Genomic DNA, 13,860 nt, shown 5'->3' on the forward strand with positions numbered 1-13,860 from the left:
CTCTGGCAGCGAGGCTGTTGTTTCGTCGTGAAATAGAGGTCTAAGCCCGTTTATGAATTCCGGGCTTCGGCTGCCTACTCCACCAACACCAGGCTTTGGAGCAGGTCCAAAGCAACAAAGGCGGGTGAAACCAAATGGCAAAAGGTATGCGCGATATTAAACGCGAAATCAAGAGTAAACAAAATACGAAGCAGATCACGAAAGCAATGGAGATGGTTGCCGCTTCCCGTCTGAGAAAAGCTCAGGAGGCTGCGCAAGCATCACGTCCGTATGCTGAGAAGCTGAAGGAAGTTGTTGCAAGCATCGCAGCAGGTACTAGGGATGTGAAGCATCCTATGCTGGAGACGCGTCCGGTGAAGAAAACGGGATATCTCGTGATTACATCCGATCGTGGTCTTGCAGGCGGCTACAATGCGAATATTCTTCGTAAAGTAACGCTAACGATTCGTGAAAAGCATAAATCAAGCGATGAGTACGTACTATTCGTCATTGGACGGAAGGGCCGCGATTATTTCCGCCGCCGCAATATGCCAATCGTTGAGGAAGTTACCGGCTTGCCGGACGCTCCTACATTCGCTGACATTAAAGCGGTCGCAAATGCTGCGGTCAAAAATTTCTCCGAAGGCGCGTATGATGAGCTTTATATTTACTATAACGAATTCGTAAACGCGATTACTCAAATTCCGACAGCTGTGCGTTTGCTGCCTCTTGAAGAAGTAGGCGGAAACACGGCTGTAACATCGTATGAATACGAGCCATCACCGGAAGGCGTACTTGAAGTGCTGCTGCCTAAGTATGCGGAAACGCTCATTTACAGCGCAGTTCTCGACGGCAAAGCGAGTGAGTTCGGTGCACGTATGACTGCCATGGGAAGCGCAACGAAAAATGCAACGAAGATTATCAACCAATTGACGCTCACTTACAACAGAGCGCGTCAAGCGGCGATTACGCAGGAAATTTCCGAGATCGTTGCAGGGGCAAATGCTCAATCTTAATATATGCACTGCATAGGCCAGGCGCTTGCGATAAGCTGACCGGCGTGCAGTAACAAGAAGGAACCAGGAGGGAAAACCATGAAAAAAGGACATGTTGTATCCGTCATGGGTCCGGTCGTAGACTTAGAGTTCGAACGCGGCAATTTGCCGGAAATTTTGAACGCTGTCAAAATCGAGCAAAAGGGCGAAGCAGGCGGCATTGATATTAACCTGACGCTTGAAGTAGCCGTTCACCTCGGTGACAATAAGGTACGTGCCGTAGCTATGAGTACGACAGACGGTCTTGTACGCGGGATGATCGCAGTAGATACTGGCGCAGCAATTACGATTCCTGTTGGCGCGCCAACACTCGGCCGTGTATTTAACGTACTGGGCCAACCGATCGATGAAGCAGGCGATGTGACATCGAAGATTAATCTTCCGATTCACCGCGAAGCTCCAGCTTTCGACCAATTGTCGACACAAGCTGAAATTCTTGAAACAGGCATTAAAGTAATCGACCTTCTCGCACCATACGCAAAAGGCGGTAAAATCGGCCTCTTCGGCGGCGCAGGCGTAGGTAAAACGGTTACGATCCAAGAGCTTATCAACAACATCGCACAAGAGCACGGCGGTATTTCCGTATTCGCAGGTGTAGGTGAGCGTACTCGTGAAGGTAATGACCTTTACCACGAGATGAAAGATTCCGGTGTACTAAGCAAAACAGCGATGGTATTTGGACAAATGAACGAGCCGCCAGGCGCACGTCAACGTGTTGCTTTGACTGGTTTGACTATGGCTGAATATTTCCGTGACGAAGAAGGCAAAGACGTTCTATTGTTCGTCGATAACATCTTCCGTTTCACGCAAGCAGGCTCCGAGGTTTCGGCTCTTCTAGGCCGTATGCCTTCCGCGGTAGGTTACCAGCCAACGCTGGCAACTGAAATGGGTCAGCTGCAAGAGCGTATCACGTCTACGAAAAAAGGTTCGGTTACATCGATCCAAGCGATCTATGTACCTGCCGATGACTATACGGATCCGGCTCCTGCAACGACATTTGCCCACTTGGATGCGACAACGAACTTGGAGCGTAAAATCTCCGAGATGGGTATCTTCCCAGCGGTAGATCCACTCGCATCGTCTTCCCGTATCCTAAGCCCGGCTGTACTCGGCGAAGAGCATTACAACGTAGCTCAAGGCGTTAAGAAAATTCTTCAACGCTACAAAGAGCTTCAAGATATTATCGCAATCCTAGGTATGGATGAGCTTAGTGAAGAAGATAAATTGACCGTGTCTCGCGCACGTAAAATTCAACTTTTCCTATCTCAACCGTTCCACGTTGCTGAGCCGTTCACAGGTATTAAAGGTAAATACGTACCTGTTAAAGAATCCGTTCGCAGCTTTAAAGAAATTCTCGAGGGCAAACATGACGACCTTCCGGAAGAAGCTTTCCGATATGTTGGTGTGATTGAAGAAGCCGTGGAGAAAGCCAAAACGCTGTAATAGCGAAGGGCAGGAGGAATCCACATGAGTTCTTTTTTGGTAGAAATCGTAACACCTGAGCGCAAGGTGTACGCAGAGACTGCGAATATGGTTAGTGTATCAGGCGTTGAAGGTGAGCTTGGCATATTGCCAAACCACATTCCGCTCGTAACGCCGCTTCGTATTGCTCCTGTTGTCATCAAACGCGACAATAAAGTAGATGTTATTGCAGTTAATGGCGGTTTTATCGAAGTTCGCAGAGATAAGATCGTTATTCTTGCGGAGAGCGCTGAGCTTTCTACTGACATTAACATCGAACGTGCCGAGGCTGCAAAGCAGCGTGCTCAGCAGCGCTTAGCTGCGAAGCAAGATCAAATCGATTTCCGCCGCGCAGAGCTTGCTTTGCAGCGTGCGATGAATCGTCTGCATGTTAAACAAAAATAAGTAAGACCTTCAAGCATCGTTTGCGCTGATAACAGCGTTGGCGGTGCTTTTTTTAATGAATAGGAACTTATCTGTTTTCCAGCACAACGAGTGTGTACCTATCATTTATGACTGGCGTCAATCCATTTCGATAGGACTTCCCAAACATTTGAATATTGTATTCAAAATACAAGATAAACCATGTTAGATATCTTCTAATATTCGTGTTTTACTGACTAAATGATGATATGTTTCCTCGAAAATACGTTTTTTCGACAAAAACTCTAATATTATGTATGAATTTCCCTATATTATATGTTAATATAGTTAACATTATAAACGATAGAGCAATCAGGGGGAGAGTCGTATGTTTGACTGGTTAGGTGCGAAGGTGGGATTTCCGCTCTGGGTTTCCTGGCATTTGAATAAAGAGCTGAAAGCAGATGTCGAGCACAGCTTTGAAGGAATTGCCGAAACACGCAAGGAGCTGCTGACCTCATGGGCAACGGATTATTGGAATCATTTAGATCGACTGAGTGAGCAAATGTTAGCTGTACTCAGCCAAAGCGAGAATTCTTCTACTTCCACAGTACAGTCACAAATAGATCGTTTATTTGAAAGAACATACGCGCGCGCCATTGATTTTACAGAGCTCTTTTATCTAGATGCGACACAAAGGGTACATAGCTCTACTTATCAAGCGCATGTCGGTCTTACTTATGGGGCTGACAGCTGCTTGCATGCCGGACTTGCATACATGACGCAAACGAGCAGCGTACAAAAATGTTTATTCGGCCCTTTCAGCGATCCCATCACACTAAAGCTTGGGGCGCGATCATCCTCCTTTCATGATCAAATGACTTTAATGTTCATGCTGCCCCTCACGATCAACGGCATTTTCGCGGGAACGGTATGCGGAAGAGTGCCCAATGATGTATTAGGTGATCTCATTCAGCGTGAATCAGGCCATGTTTATCCGGATTCCGGCGACAATTATTTATTTATGGCTAAGGCTGGCCTAAATATGCAAATCGCTCCAGGGACAGCTCTTTCACGCAGCCGCTTTGAAGACAGAACGTTCACGCACGGCGAGAATTTAAAAGACGGCGTGACAACCGAATGGGGTATTGTATCGATTAAGGAGCACACCGAGCTTGAAATTATGTTTACCGACCCAGCAACCGGTGAGCTGCATCCCGGTGTGGCGAATACGATTCGAAACGGAAGCAACTTGTTTGTAGAATTTCCAGGCTACTCCGATTATCGGCATATATCCGTAATTGGCAAAGGAGTTACCTTCCAGCTTCCTCATTGCCCGGACAAATGGGGAATGATGTGTGAAGGCGATTTGGAAGAGGTGTACCGGATACGCAGTATCGGGTGGAGACAGCGCAAGCTGCAGTTGATCTCGATCCTCAGCTTAAGTATTTTAACAGCCTTATTGATCGTATTTATTGCCGGAAATGCCCCGATATGGGTAACGGCTGTGGCTGCCGGAGCTTTTAATCTATTGTTTGGACTTATTTATAGCGGGGCATTCCAGAAGAAAGAATCCACGCGAGTGGTAGCCCATTTGCGCAAAATCAATAGTTTTATTCGGATAAATGCAGAAGGCAAGGGAGATTTGACCCAGCGGCTACCGCTTCAAGAATTTGATAATGATGAATCAAAAGAACTAGCGAAATGGATTAATAATATGATTGACTCACTAGAGGGTATCATGCTTCAGGTTAAGCTCGCTTCAGCCGACGTGTTATCCAGCCAGCTGGTCCTAAATGAGTCAGCAGCGGTCACCTCGGCCTCTACAGAACGCGTAAGCGGCAAGGTCACCGATATGATCGGCAGCATTAGGCTGCAGTTGAAGGATATCGACATGGCGAAGGATGCGGCAGGAGACATGCGGACCACGCTCAGAGAGCTGGAAGAGCAAGCGGCTGAGCAAATCGCTGTTGCGAAAACGGAGGTTGACCGGATCGGCGACAAGATGCAGCATATTTCTGCAAAAGTCGGAGAAACCAATGATACCATCCATAAATTTATGGATACCGTTCAGGAAATACAAGGTGTACTGTCTGTCATTGAGCAAATATCATCTCAAACGAACTTGCTGGCGCTTAATGCTTCCATTGAAGCCGCAAGGGTAGGGGAACAAGGCAGAGGATTTGCTGTCGTCGCCTCTGAAATTCGCAAGCTTGCCGATATGACGAAAAAGTCGACCGAAGAGGTCCACGAGATTACGCGTCATATTTACGATGAAGCCAAGCAAGCTTATGCGTCTATGGACGAAGGAACTCGCGTAGTTGAAGAAGGGAACCAGCTTGTAGCAGCGGCAGCTAATACGCTTGCGTCCGCGCATGCGGAGGATCTTCGGAAGACCCAGGTCGTGGATGAGGTCGTGCAGCTGATGGAGAAAATCGCACTAGTAAGCAGGGAAAACCGCAAGGTATCGTCCGATGTGGAAGGCAAAGTTCAGGAGCTGATAGGCGAAATGACCAACGTCCGGCAAACCTCGCAAAGCGTGGAGTCCATCACGACGCTATTGCAGCAGCTGGTTGGGCAGTTTAAGCTTACAGACTCCAGAATCAGATAAATTAAGATAAATAGGAAAGAGAGCCGCAGCAACCGTAGCCATACGGTTCTGCGGCTCTTTTTTTAAAAATTATCGGGAGCTAATAGGTTCTAACTTTCCCTGCCCATCCCAATGGTTTGCGATGCTGTACATAATTCTGCCATGGAATAGTTATCCTAAGGTGGACTGCAAAGAGTCGGAAGGAAGGGGAGGGGCATATGTTAAGACCAACTGGACAGGGCAAGGGCAAGGCTGACAAGAAGGCCGGGAAGCGACCTGCGAAAGCGGAGCGCCATGAGCAGGAGCAGCTTGATCCATTTGCGGATAAGCCCCTTTTCAAGTCTTTGACGCAAAACTTAGAAGCCATTAAGCGTGAGCTAGGAGAGAGTCAGGACATTATCTTCCGCGAGCTTCTCTTAACCGACGTTAGGCGAACGAAGGCACTTATCGTATATGTGCAAGGCATGATCGACGATGAACGCATGAACGAGTTTATTATACAACCGCTACACCGAGATCTCTTCCCTCAGGATGGGAGCTTAGAGCCTCAAGAAATGCTCGAACTCATGAAGAGCAGCCAGCTCTCGACAGGCATTGTAACTGATATTAGCGACTGGAAGCTGCTTTTCCAGAAGCTGTTTATGGGTTATTGCATTATTTTCGTTGAAGGAGCCGATCAGGCGGTAGGCGCGAATGTGATCGGCGGAGCAAGACGGGGAGTGGAAGAGCCTAAAACGGAGATGGCTATCCGCGGGCCAAGAGAAGGCTTTACGGAGTCCATACGCACCAATACCTCCCTGCTGCGCAGGAAAATCCGCAGTCCGAAGCTTTGGATGGAACAATGGACGATTGGGGAGATTTCGCAAACGCCGGTAAGCATTATGTATGTCAAAGGCTTGGCGGACGAGAATGTACTCAAAGATCTAAGAGAACGTCTGGAAGGGATTAATATTGACGGCATATTGGAATCGGGCTATATCGAGGAGCTCATCACGGATCAGGTTTGGTCACCCTTCCCGACGATAATGAGCATTGAGAGGCCGGATGCGGTGGCAGGTAACTTATTAGAGGGGCGCATAGCTATTCTGGTGGACGGTACACCGTTTGTGCTTATCGTACCATCCATTCTAAATATGTTTTTTCAAGCTTCGGAAGATTATTACCAGCGGTTTGATATCGCCACCTTTCTCCGTATGCTTCGTTTTGTGTCCTTCATGATTGCGCTGCTTATGCCGTCAGTCTACGTCGCGATCGTAGGCTATCATCAAGAAATGATCCCTACGCAGCTGCTCTTGAAGCTGGCTGCGCAGCGGGAAGGGGTGCCTTTCCCTGCTTATTTAGAAGCCTTTATCATGGAGCTCGTATTTGAAATTTTACGGGAAGCCGTCGTTCGAATGCCTAGCGCCGCCGGGAATACAATATCGATTGTTGGCGGTTTAGTCATCGGGCAATCGGTCGTTGAGGCGGGTATTGTGTCTCCCGCTGTTGTTATTGTCGTTTCATTTACAGCAATTGCAAGCTTTGTCTCGCCGAACTACAGTTTAGGCATTGCAGCGAGGCTGCTTCGGTTTTTCCTATTGTTAGCTGCATCAACACTCGGATTTTACGGAATTGGGGTGGTGGTATTGATGCTGCTGCTGCATTTAAGCAACTTAAGGTCCTTTGGCATGCCTTACATTAAACCGTTTGCTCCTATGTTTCTTAAGGATATGAAGGACACGCTAGTAAGGGCGCCGCTTTGGCTTATGCGCGAGCGCCCGCAGAAGCTGGCTTCTGGTAATCGGATCAGGCAAAGTATCGAAACGGAGCCTAGGAAGGAGCCGGAGCAATGAGCGATGGGAGCAAGGCTGCGAATAAGGGACTACCCGCTGTAAGGCTGATAGGCAGAAAATTGCTGTTCCTGTGGCTGATCAGCATGCTCATCCTATTGAGCGGCTGCTGGGATTTACGGTATCTGGACAAGCTTGGCGTAGTGCTTGCTCTAGGCGTTGATGAGGACCCGACAGGCAATCAGAAGCTACAGCTGACTGTTCAGGTCGTTTTGCCGCAAAACGTCGCAGCCGAAAGCAAGGGAGGGATTGGCGGGACGGCGGTGACCACATTTACAGAGAATGGAGACACCATATTCGAAGCCATTCGGAAAATGACGACAAAAACGTCCAGGCGATTGTTTTTTTCGCACACGCAAATGTTAATCATTAGCGAACAAATGGCAAAGAAGGGGATATATCCTTTAGTGGATCTCATTGAGCGGAACCCGGATATACGGACCGATATTTCAGTCGTTGTTACTCGAGGTGTGAGAGCAGCGGATATGCTGCAGTTAACGACCCAAATGGAATCGATACCGGTAAATCAGCTGCATGAAATGATTGAAGTGAATCAAGTAGCGTATGCAATGGATTATGCCATGCTGGTCAAAGATATTACAAGAATGACTGGAGAGGGTAAACAGCAAATCGCACTCCCGTCCATGCGGATTAGCGGTGATAAGATTATGGGGCATTCGAACGAAAACGTGAATAACATCCCTGCAAATGCGATTCCGGTGTTATCGACCATGGCAGTATTTCGGGATGGAAAGCTAATCGATTATTTAACTCCCAAGGAATCCAGAGGACTGTCCTGGATTCACGACAAAGTGAAAAGTACGGTCGTCAAGCTAGCCTGTCCGAAATCGGAGGGAGAGCTCGTCGTAGAGGTACAGGAATCGGCAACCGACATAAAGGTGAAGAAAGGCAAGGATGGTATGCCAGTCATTGAGCTGCATTTGAGGCTGACCGGAGGCATACAAGAAATTATGTGCCCAGGCGTGGAAGTATCTAAGGAGGAAGTATTGCTGGAGATCGGTGAGCTGACAAGCCAGGCGGTAAAGGACGAGGTGGAAAGCACCATTAGAAGGCTGCAAACCAAAATGCGCTCGGATGCGGCTGGTTGGGGGAAAGAAGTCTATTTGCATCAGCCCGAGATTTGGCGGCGAATCGAAGGAGATTGGGAGACGGTATTTCCTAAAGTGAAAAGCCAGGTCTTCTGCACAACGATAATCATGGGCTCCGGTATACGTGGCGAATCTATTATGAAATGAGTGAACAGCATGCTGGCTTGCATCGTTGTCTTTTTACTTGCCACCGCAACGGGTACGGTGATATGGGTACGCAATAGCAATCGGCTTCGCTTTCGCGAGCGGGGGTGGTCGTTGTTCATCCTCATTATCGGTACGGCGTTCATTATGGCTCAAATTCTCCGCATACCGGTCTCCAATCCGGCAGACTGGATTGCGGCTATTTTCTCGCCAGTGTATAAGCCGATAATCAAATGGATTGAGAAGGAGGTGTAGCGGAAATGAGCAAGTACGCAGGGATAAACAATGCAGAGATTACTTCAGGACAAGCCGCGAAGCTTTTATTTTTGTTCGCACTCGGCAGCGCGGCGCTTATTCTCCCAACGGCTGTGACGTCGATTGCCCGGCAGGACGGATGGATTTCCATGCTGCTTGCCGGACCATTTAATTATTTTATTCTAATTATTTATTTGGCTCTGGCTGAACGCTTTCCAAACCTGTCTTTAGCCCAATATTCGGAGAAGGTGCTAGGGGTGTGGGGAGGGAAGCTGCTGACCTTACTGTACATCTTCTTTTTTCTGCTGCTTAGCGCGCTTGTTCTGCGAAACATCTCCGACTTCTTAAATCTCTCTGTATTGCCGCTTACGCCTGAATGGTTTATAGACGTGACCTTTATGATCGTCATCATTTACGGAGTTTTGCTTGGGATCGAGACGATCGCCAGAACAGGCGAAATTCTGTTTGGCTGGGGAATGTTCGTCATTGTAATCGTGCTATTCTCCCTGTTTAATCAATTCGATCTTCATAATTTCGAGCCGTTTCTGTTTAACGGCTGGCAGCAGCCGATTAAAGGCATGTATCCTATACTAGGCTTCCCGATTGCAGAATTCGTATTTATTACGGCAATCTTTCCGCTTGTGAAGAAGCAGGATCGCAAGAAGCTGAGAAGGTCGCTGAAACTCTCAGCTGGTGCAATTACTTTCGTAAGTACGCTTATTACGGTATTTCTGGTTGGTGTAATGGGCGTTTCCGAGGCAAGCAGAAGTCCTTTTGCGGTGTATGATATGGCCAAAAATATTAATATCGAGGAAATATTGGTACGGGTTGAAATTCTGGTAGCGATGGTGTGGATCGGAACCGTGTTTATGAAGCTTGTGCTCTGCGTATATGTATTGGCTGTATTGACTGCGCAAATGCTTAAGCTGTCTACCTACCGGCCGCTCGTCGTTCCTTACTCGTTCATTATCGTCCCGCTTGCTCTAATGGTCTATCGAAATGCTGCCCATACTCAGGTATTTGCGATGGGGGTTTGGACGATTTATAGCTTGTTCCATGGATTTTTCCTGCCTTTAGTCGTGCTTGTGATTGCAGTGATACGCGGGAAAAAAGATACGAGCGATGGAAGCTTTCCTCCGGTGAGGGAGAATGAGGATACAGAATTGAAGGAACAAAATTCGTCAAAAAACGGGAGCGATAAAGCGGATAATCAATCGGACAAGGAGCCTGCTCCGGCGTAACTCCGTCATAGACGTGTGTGGCAGCATTTGTTATAATTGTGAGGAAAATTGACCAAGCGGCAACGGTCCGTACCTATTGAATTGACGGAGGCGATCGTGTGGAAAACTACGCCAACAACTATGTCGTCGTGGCTATTTTTATCGTACTTGGCATCTTGCTTCCAGTTGTGGCATTAACGGTTGGCAGACTGCTTAGGCCGAGTAAACCAACGGAGCTGAAGCAAACCACCTATGAAAGCGGCAATGAGCCGGTAGGTGAGGGACAGGTTCGATTCAACATTCGCTATTACTTATTTGCGCTTATGTTTGTCATTTTTGATGTGGAAACCGTTTTCTTATATCCGTGGGCCGTTGCGTATAATAAGCTCGGCTTATTTGTGCTAGTCGAAATGTTCATTTTTGCGGGAATGCTGCTTATCGGTCTTCTATATGCCTGGAAGAAGAAGGTGCTGAAATGGAATTCAGTTTAGAGTCAATTTCGCTAGAGGAACGCAAAGAGCTGGAGCGCAACGTATTCATGGGCACCTTGGAGCAATTAAAGGCATGGGCAAGGAGCAACTCCTTATGGCCGCTGACCTTCGGATTGGCGTGCTGTGCCATTGAAATGATGGGTACGGGTGCCTCGCATTATGATTTGGACCGCTTTGGGGTGATGTTCCGCACTTCGCCACGGCAGTCGGATGTGATGATCGTAGCGGGAACGGTGACCAAGAAGATGGGACCGCTTCTCAAAAGGTTATACGATCAAATGCCGGAGCCTAAATGGGTCATTGCGATGGGGTCCTGCGCTACGGCGGGCGGACCTTATATTAAGTCCTACTCCGTGATCAAGGGCGTTGATCAAATCGTACCCGTGGACGTGTATATTCCAGGCTGCCCGCCTAACCCTGCGGCCCTGATCTATGGCATAAATAAGCTGCAGGAGAAAATTCGCTACGAGGCGAAGACCGGGAAGCGGGTGACAGGCCGGTGAGCGAGGAACAAGACCAGAGCGGGAAACTGTCGATGGACGGCGCGGTTCATCCCGAGGGACAAATGAAAGATGCTGGGAAAAGCCAAGCACCGAAGCTGTCTTCTGCCGAGGGAACAGATTTGCCTACAGTGGATGCTGCAAGAGAAGCAAAACTGAAGGCAGCAGCGGAAGCGAGGGCAGCTAGGGCAGCAGCCAAAGCGGCAGAGGCGGAAGCAGCGGATGCCCCTCCAGAAGCACCGAAGCCACCGTCACCAAGGCAGAAGGAATTGGATGGCCTAATCGAGCTTTTGAGGCAGGAGGTTGCCGAAGGCGCCGTTGAGGATGCTTACCTGAACGAGCTGAATGCCGATATGCCCGTCGTTGTCATTAGCAATCAGTATTGGCGCGAGACGGCTAGGCTGCTTAAAGGACATGTGCAGCTGCAATTCAATTATTTAAGAAATGTTTCCGGCGTTGATTACGAGACGCATATGGAAGTTGTTTACCATATGATTTCGCTTGGCAGCAAGCGCGAGGTCGCGTTCAAAGTTAAAACAGACCGCGAAGCGGCTGCCGTCTATTCAGCGGCTCCAGTCTGGGCGACGGCGAACTGGAACGAACGCGAGATCTTTGACTTGCTTGGCGTTGATTTTCCCGGACACCCCGATTTACGAAGAATCATGATGCCTGACGACTGGGTGGGCCATCCGCTGCGCAAGGATTACGAATCGTTAGACTCGGAGGTGTAGGCTTCCCCTTGATCCGTACAGAGGAATTGTTGTTGAATGTTGGTCCCCAGCATCCAAGCACTCATGGCGTATTTCGTATTATCGTCAAGCTTGACGGAGAAGTCATTACGGAGGCGACGCCCGTCATGGGCTACTTGCATCGAGGCACCGAGAAGATCGCCGAAAACTTAAATTTTACGCAGATTATTCCCTATACCGACCGCATGGATTACGTTTCCGCGATGACAAACAATTACGTTCTGGTACACGCGGTGGAGACGATGATGGGACTCGAAATTCCAGAACGGGCAGAGTATCTCCGGTTGATCGTGATGGAGCTTCAGCGGGTAGCCAGCCATCTGGTTTGGTGGGGAACTTATTTGCTGGATATTGGGGCCATGAGCCCGTTCCTGTATGCTTTCCGTGACAGGGAAATGATTATTGATCTGTTTAATGAGCTCTGTGGGGCTAGGTTGACCTATAACTACATGAGGGTAGGCGGCGTGAAGTGGGATGCGCCTCCAGGCTGGCTGGATAAGGTTCGCGACTTTATCCCATACATGGAGAATAAGCTTATAGAGTACGATAAGCTCGTCAGCGGCAATGAAATATTTCTTGCCCGCATTAAGGGCGTAGGTCAATATGATGCGGACACAGCCATTGACTACGGTTTATCAGGGGCCAACCTGCGCTGTACCGGCGTGGACTTTGATATTCGCAAGGCTGAACCTTATAGCCTGTATCATCTGTTCGAATTCGATGTACCCCTAGGGCAAATCGGCGATTGCTATGATCGCTACCGGATAAGGCTGGAGGAAATTCGCCAAAGCCTGCGTATATTGAAGCAAGCGCTGGCGCAATTTCCGTCTGGCGGGGACACGATGGGCAAGGTTCCACGCGTAATTCGTCCGCCTGCTGGAGAGGTTTATGTGCGCATTGAATCGCCGCGCGGCGAAATCGGCTGCCATATCGTTTCCAAAGGCAAAGCCGAGCCTTACCGCCTCAAGTTCCGCCGCCCCTCTTTCGTTAATTTGCAAATTCTGCCCAAGCTGCTTGTTGGAGAAACCATGACGAACCTCATCACGATATTGGGCGGTATTGATATTGTTGTTGGGGAGGTGGACTGCTGATGCAGCCTTGGCTTAACCAGGCTCTCACATGGAGCAATGCGCTTGTGCTGTTTCTTTGGGTCGTTGTATTCCTGTTTATTGTACTGGGTTTCGTAACGTATGCCATTTATTTCGAGCGTAAGGTCATTGGCTGGATGCAGCTGCGTATCGGCCCCAATCGTGTAGGCCCGCTGGGACTGCTGCAGACCGTTGCGGATATCTTCAAATTGCTGATTAAGGAAGATACGATTCCGCGCAAGGCTGACCGGGTACTATTCATTATTGCGCCGGCGCTTGCATACATCCCTGCGTTCTCCGTGCTGGCTGTAATCCCCTATACGCAAAAGCTTTATTTTGCCGACCTTAACGTAGGATTGCTTTATTATGTTGCGTTATCCGGCATATCTACGCTTGCGATCGTGCTGGGAGGATGGGCTTCTAATAACAAGTATGCCCTGCTTGGGGGTATGCGCTCGGCGGCGCAAATGATAAGCTATGAAGTACCGCTTGTCATTTCGGTCGTAGGCGTTATTTTGCTCAGCGGAAGCTTGAACCTGAGGGATATCGTAGCGGCGCAGGATGGAGGTTGGTTTTGGGATTGGAATTTTCTTCCCCAAATCATCGGGTTTGTTGTTTTTATTATCGCTGCCGTTTCGGAGCTTAACCGGACGCCTTTCGATTTGCCGGAAGCAGAATCAGAGCTTGTTGCGGGTTACCACGTGGAATACAGCGGTTTCCGCTTTGCATTTTTTATGCTCTCGGAATATGTGTACGTCTATGCGATTGCTGCACTGACTACGGTGCTCTTTCTCGGCGGCTGGCACGCTCCGGCGCCATTTCTTGATTTTGTGCCGGGCATTGTATGGTTTTTGCTCAAATTTGCCTTTATCGTGTTCTTCCTGTTTTGGATTCGAGCGACCATGCCTCGGATACGTGTAGACCAATTGATGGGACTTGGCTGGAAGGTGCTTTTGCCTGTTTCGTTGCTGAACGTTTTTCTGACGGCTTTGTATTTGGAGCTGTTTATTAAGAACTAGCAAAGGGG

The 13,860-nt window shown here is 48.7% G+C and carries 13 protein-coding genes; all 13 read left to right on the forward strand.

The genetic code is table 11. From position 1 onward, the window contains the following. The first annotated feature begins 134 nt into the window (after positions 1-134). The 13 genes from atpG to nuoH all read left to right on the forward strand — a co-directional run bounded on the left by atpG (position 135) and on the right by nuoH (position 13,852). A complete protein-coding gene (gene atpG / locus FJQ58_RS21725) occupies positions 135-995 on the forward strand; it encodes an ATP synthase F1 subunit gamma (RefSeq protein ID WP_139996906.1) in 861 nt (286 codons plus the stop codon). A gap of 78 nt (positions 996-1,073) precedes the next feature. Further along, on the forward strand, positions 1,074-2,477 hold the full coding sequence (gene atpD / locus FJQ58_RS21730) for a F0F1 ATP synthase subunit beta (protein ID WP_139996907.1): 1,404 nt from the start codon (positions 1,074-1,076) through the stop codon (positions 2,475-2,477). Between the two features lie 24 nt (positions 2,478-2,501). Further along, entirely contained in the window at positions 2,502-2,900 is a 399-nt protein-coding gene (locus FJQ58_RS21735) for a F0F1 ATP synthase subunit epsilon (RefSeq protein WP_139996908.1), read from the forward strand. Between the two features lie 346 nt (positions 2,901-3,246). After that, positions 3,247-5,469, forward strand: coding sequence for a methyl-accepting chemotaxis protein (locus FJQ58_RS21740; RefSeq protein ID WP_139996909.1), 2,223 nt, complete (start codon positions 3,247-3,249; stop codon positions 5,467-5,469). A 197-nt stretch (positions 5,470-5,666) separates the two neighbouring features. Continuing rightward, entirely contained in the window at positions 5,667-7,280 is a 1,614-nt protein-coding gene (locus FJQ58_RS21745; protein ID WP_139996910.1) for a spore germination protein, read from the forward strand. Further along, on the forward strand, positions 7,277-8,533 hold the full coding sequence (locus FJQ58_RS21750) for a Ger(x)C family spore germination protein (protein WP_139996911.1): 1,257 nt from the start codon (positions 7,277-7,279) through the stop codon (positions 8,531-8,533). The genes FJQ58_RS21745 and FJQ58_RS21750 overlap by 4 nt, the downstream gene beginning before the upstream one ends. 9 nt (positions 8,534-8,542) lie before the next feature. Continuing rightward, complete coding sequence (locus FJQ58_RS21755; protein ID WP_139996912.1) at positions 8,543-8,785, forward strand: hypothetical protein; 243 nt, start codon at positions 8,543-8,545, stop codon at positions 8,783-8,785. 5 nt (positions 8,786-8,790) lie between these two features. After that, positions 8,791-10,026, forward strand: a complete 1,236-nt coding sequence (locus FJQ58_RS21760) for a GerAB/ArcD/ProY family transporter (RefSeq protein WP_139996913.1) — start codon at positions 8,791-8,793, stop codon at positions 10,024-10,026. Positions 10,027-10,124: 98 nt separating this feature from the next. Continuing rightward, positions 10,125-10,496: an NADH-quinone oxidoreductase subunit A gene (locus tag FJQ58_RS21765; RefSeq protein ID WP_139996914.1), complete on the forward strand. Its 372-nt coding sequence runs from the start codon at positions 10,125-10,127 to the stop codon at positions 10,494-10,496. Beyond that, positions 10,481-10,999, forward strand: a complete 519-nt coding sequence (locus FJQ58_RS21770) for a NuoB/complex I 20 kDa subunit family protein (RefSeq protein WP_139996915.1) — start codon at positions 10,481-10,483, stop codon at positions 10,997-10,999. Before FJQ58_RS21765 ends, FJQ58_RS21770 begins: the two co-directional genes overlap by 16 nt. Continuing rightward, positions 10,996-11,727: an NADH-quinone oxidoreductase subunit C gene (locus FJQ58_RS21775; RefSeq protein ID WP_238404236.1), complete on the forward strand. Its 732-nt coding sequence runs from the start codon at positions 10,996-10,998 to the stop codon at positions 11,725-11,727. The genes FJQ58_RS21770 and FJQ58_RS21775 overlap by 4 nt, the downstream gene beginning before the upstream one ends. A gap of 8 nt (positions 11,728-11,735) precedes the next feature. Further along, the gene (locus tag FJQ58_RS21780; RefSeq protein WP_139996916.1) at positions 11,736-12,836 is read left to right on the forward strand and encodes an NADH-quinone oxidoreductase subunit D; all 1,101 of its coding nucleotides are present in this window, start codon (positions 11,736-11,738) and stop codon (positions 12,834-12,836) included. Further along, positions 12,836-13,852 (forward strand): NADH-quinone oxidoreductase subunit NuoH, encoded by a 1,017-nt coding sequence (nuoH, locus tag FJQ58_RS21785; RefSeq protein ID WP_139996917.1) that lies wholly within the window; start codon positions 12,836-12,838, stop codon positions 13,850-13,852. Before FJQ58_RS21780 ends, nuoH begins: the two co-directional genes overlap by 1 nt. Positions 13,853-13,860: the final 8 nt, after the last annotated feature.

Origin of the sequence: Paenibacillus paridis (assembly GCF_006345825.1) — a bacterium.
Taxonomy (GTDB): Bacteria; Bacillota; Bacilli; order Paenibacillales; family Paenibacillaceae; genus Pristimantibacillus; species Pristimantibacillus paridis.

Excerpts from the sequence above, each read along its gene's own strand:
- FJQ58_RS21770 (WP_139996915.1), top strand. The coding sequence starts at position 10,481 with ATGGAATTCAGTTTAGAGTCAATTTCGCTAGAGGAACGCAAAGAGCTG.
- atpG (WP_139996906.1), top strand. The coding sequence starts at position 135 with ATGGCAAAAGGTATGCGCGATATTAAACGCGAAATCAAGAGTAAACAA.
- FJQ58_RS21740 (WP_139996909.1), top strand. The coding sequence starts at position 3,247 with ATGTTTGACTGGTTAGGTGCGAAGGTGGGATTTCCGCTCTGGGTTTCC.
- FJQ58_RS21745 (WP_139996910.1), top strand. The coding sequence starts at position 5,667 with ATGTTAAGACCAACTGGACAGGGCAAGGGCAAGGCTGACAAGAAGGCC.
- atpD (WP_139996907.1), top strand. The coding sequence starts at position 1,074 with ATGAAAAAAGGACATGTTGTATCCGTCATGGGTCCGGTCGTAGACTTA.
- FJQ58_RS21750 (WP_139996911.1), top strand. The coding sequence starts at position 7,277 with ATGAGCGATGGGAGCAAGGCTGCGAATAAGGGACTACCCGCTGTAAGG.
- FJQ58_RS21755 (WP_139996912.1), top strand. The coding sequence starts at position 8,543 with ATGCTGGCTTGCATCGTTGTCTTTTTACTTGCCACCGCAACGGGTACG.
- nuoH (WP_139996917.1), top strand. The coding sequence starts at position 12,836 with ATGCAGCCTTGGCTTAACCAGGCTCTCACATGGAGCAATGCGCTTGTG.
- FJQ58_RS21760 (WP_139996913.1), top strand. The coding sequence starts at position 8,791 with ATGAGCAAGTACGCAGGGATAAACAATGCAGAGATTACTTCAGGACAA.
- FJQ58_RS21735 (WP_139996908.1), top strand. The coding sequence starts at position 2,502 with ATGAGTTCTTTTTTGGTAGAAATCGTAACACCTGAGCGCAAGGTGTAC.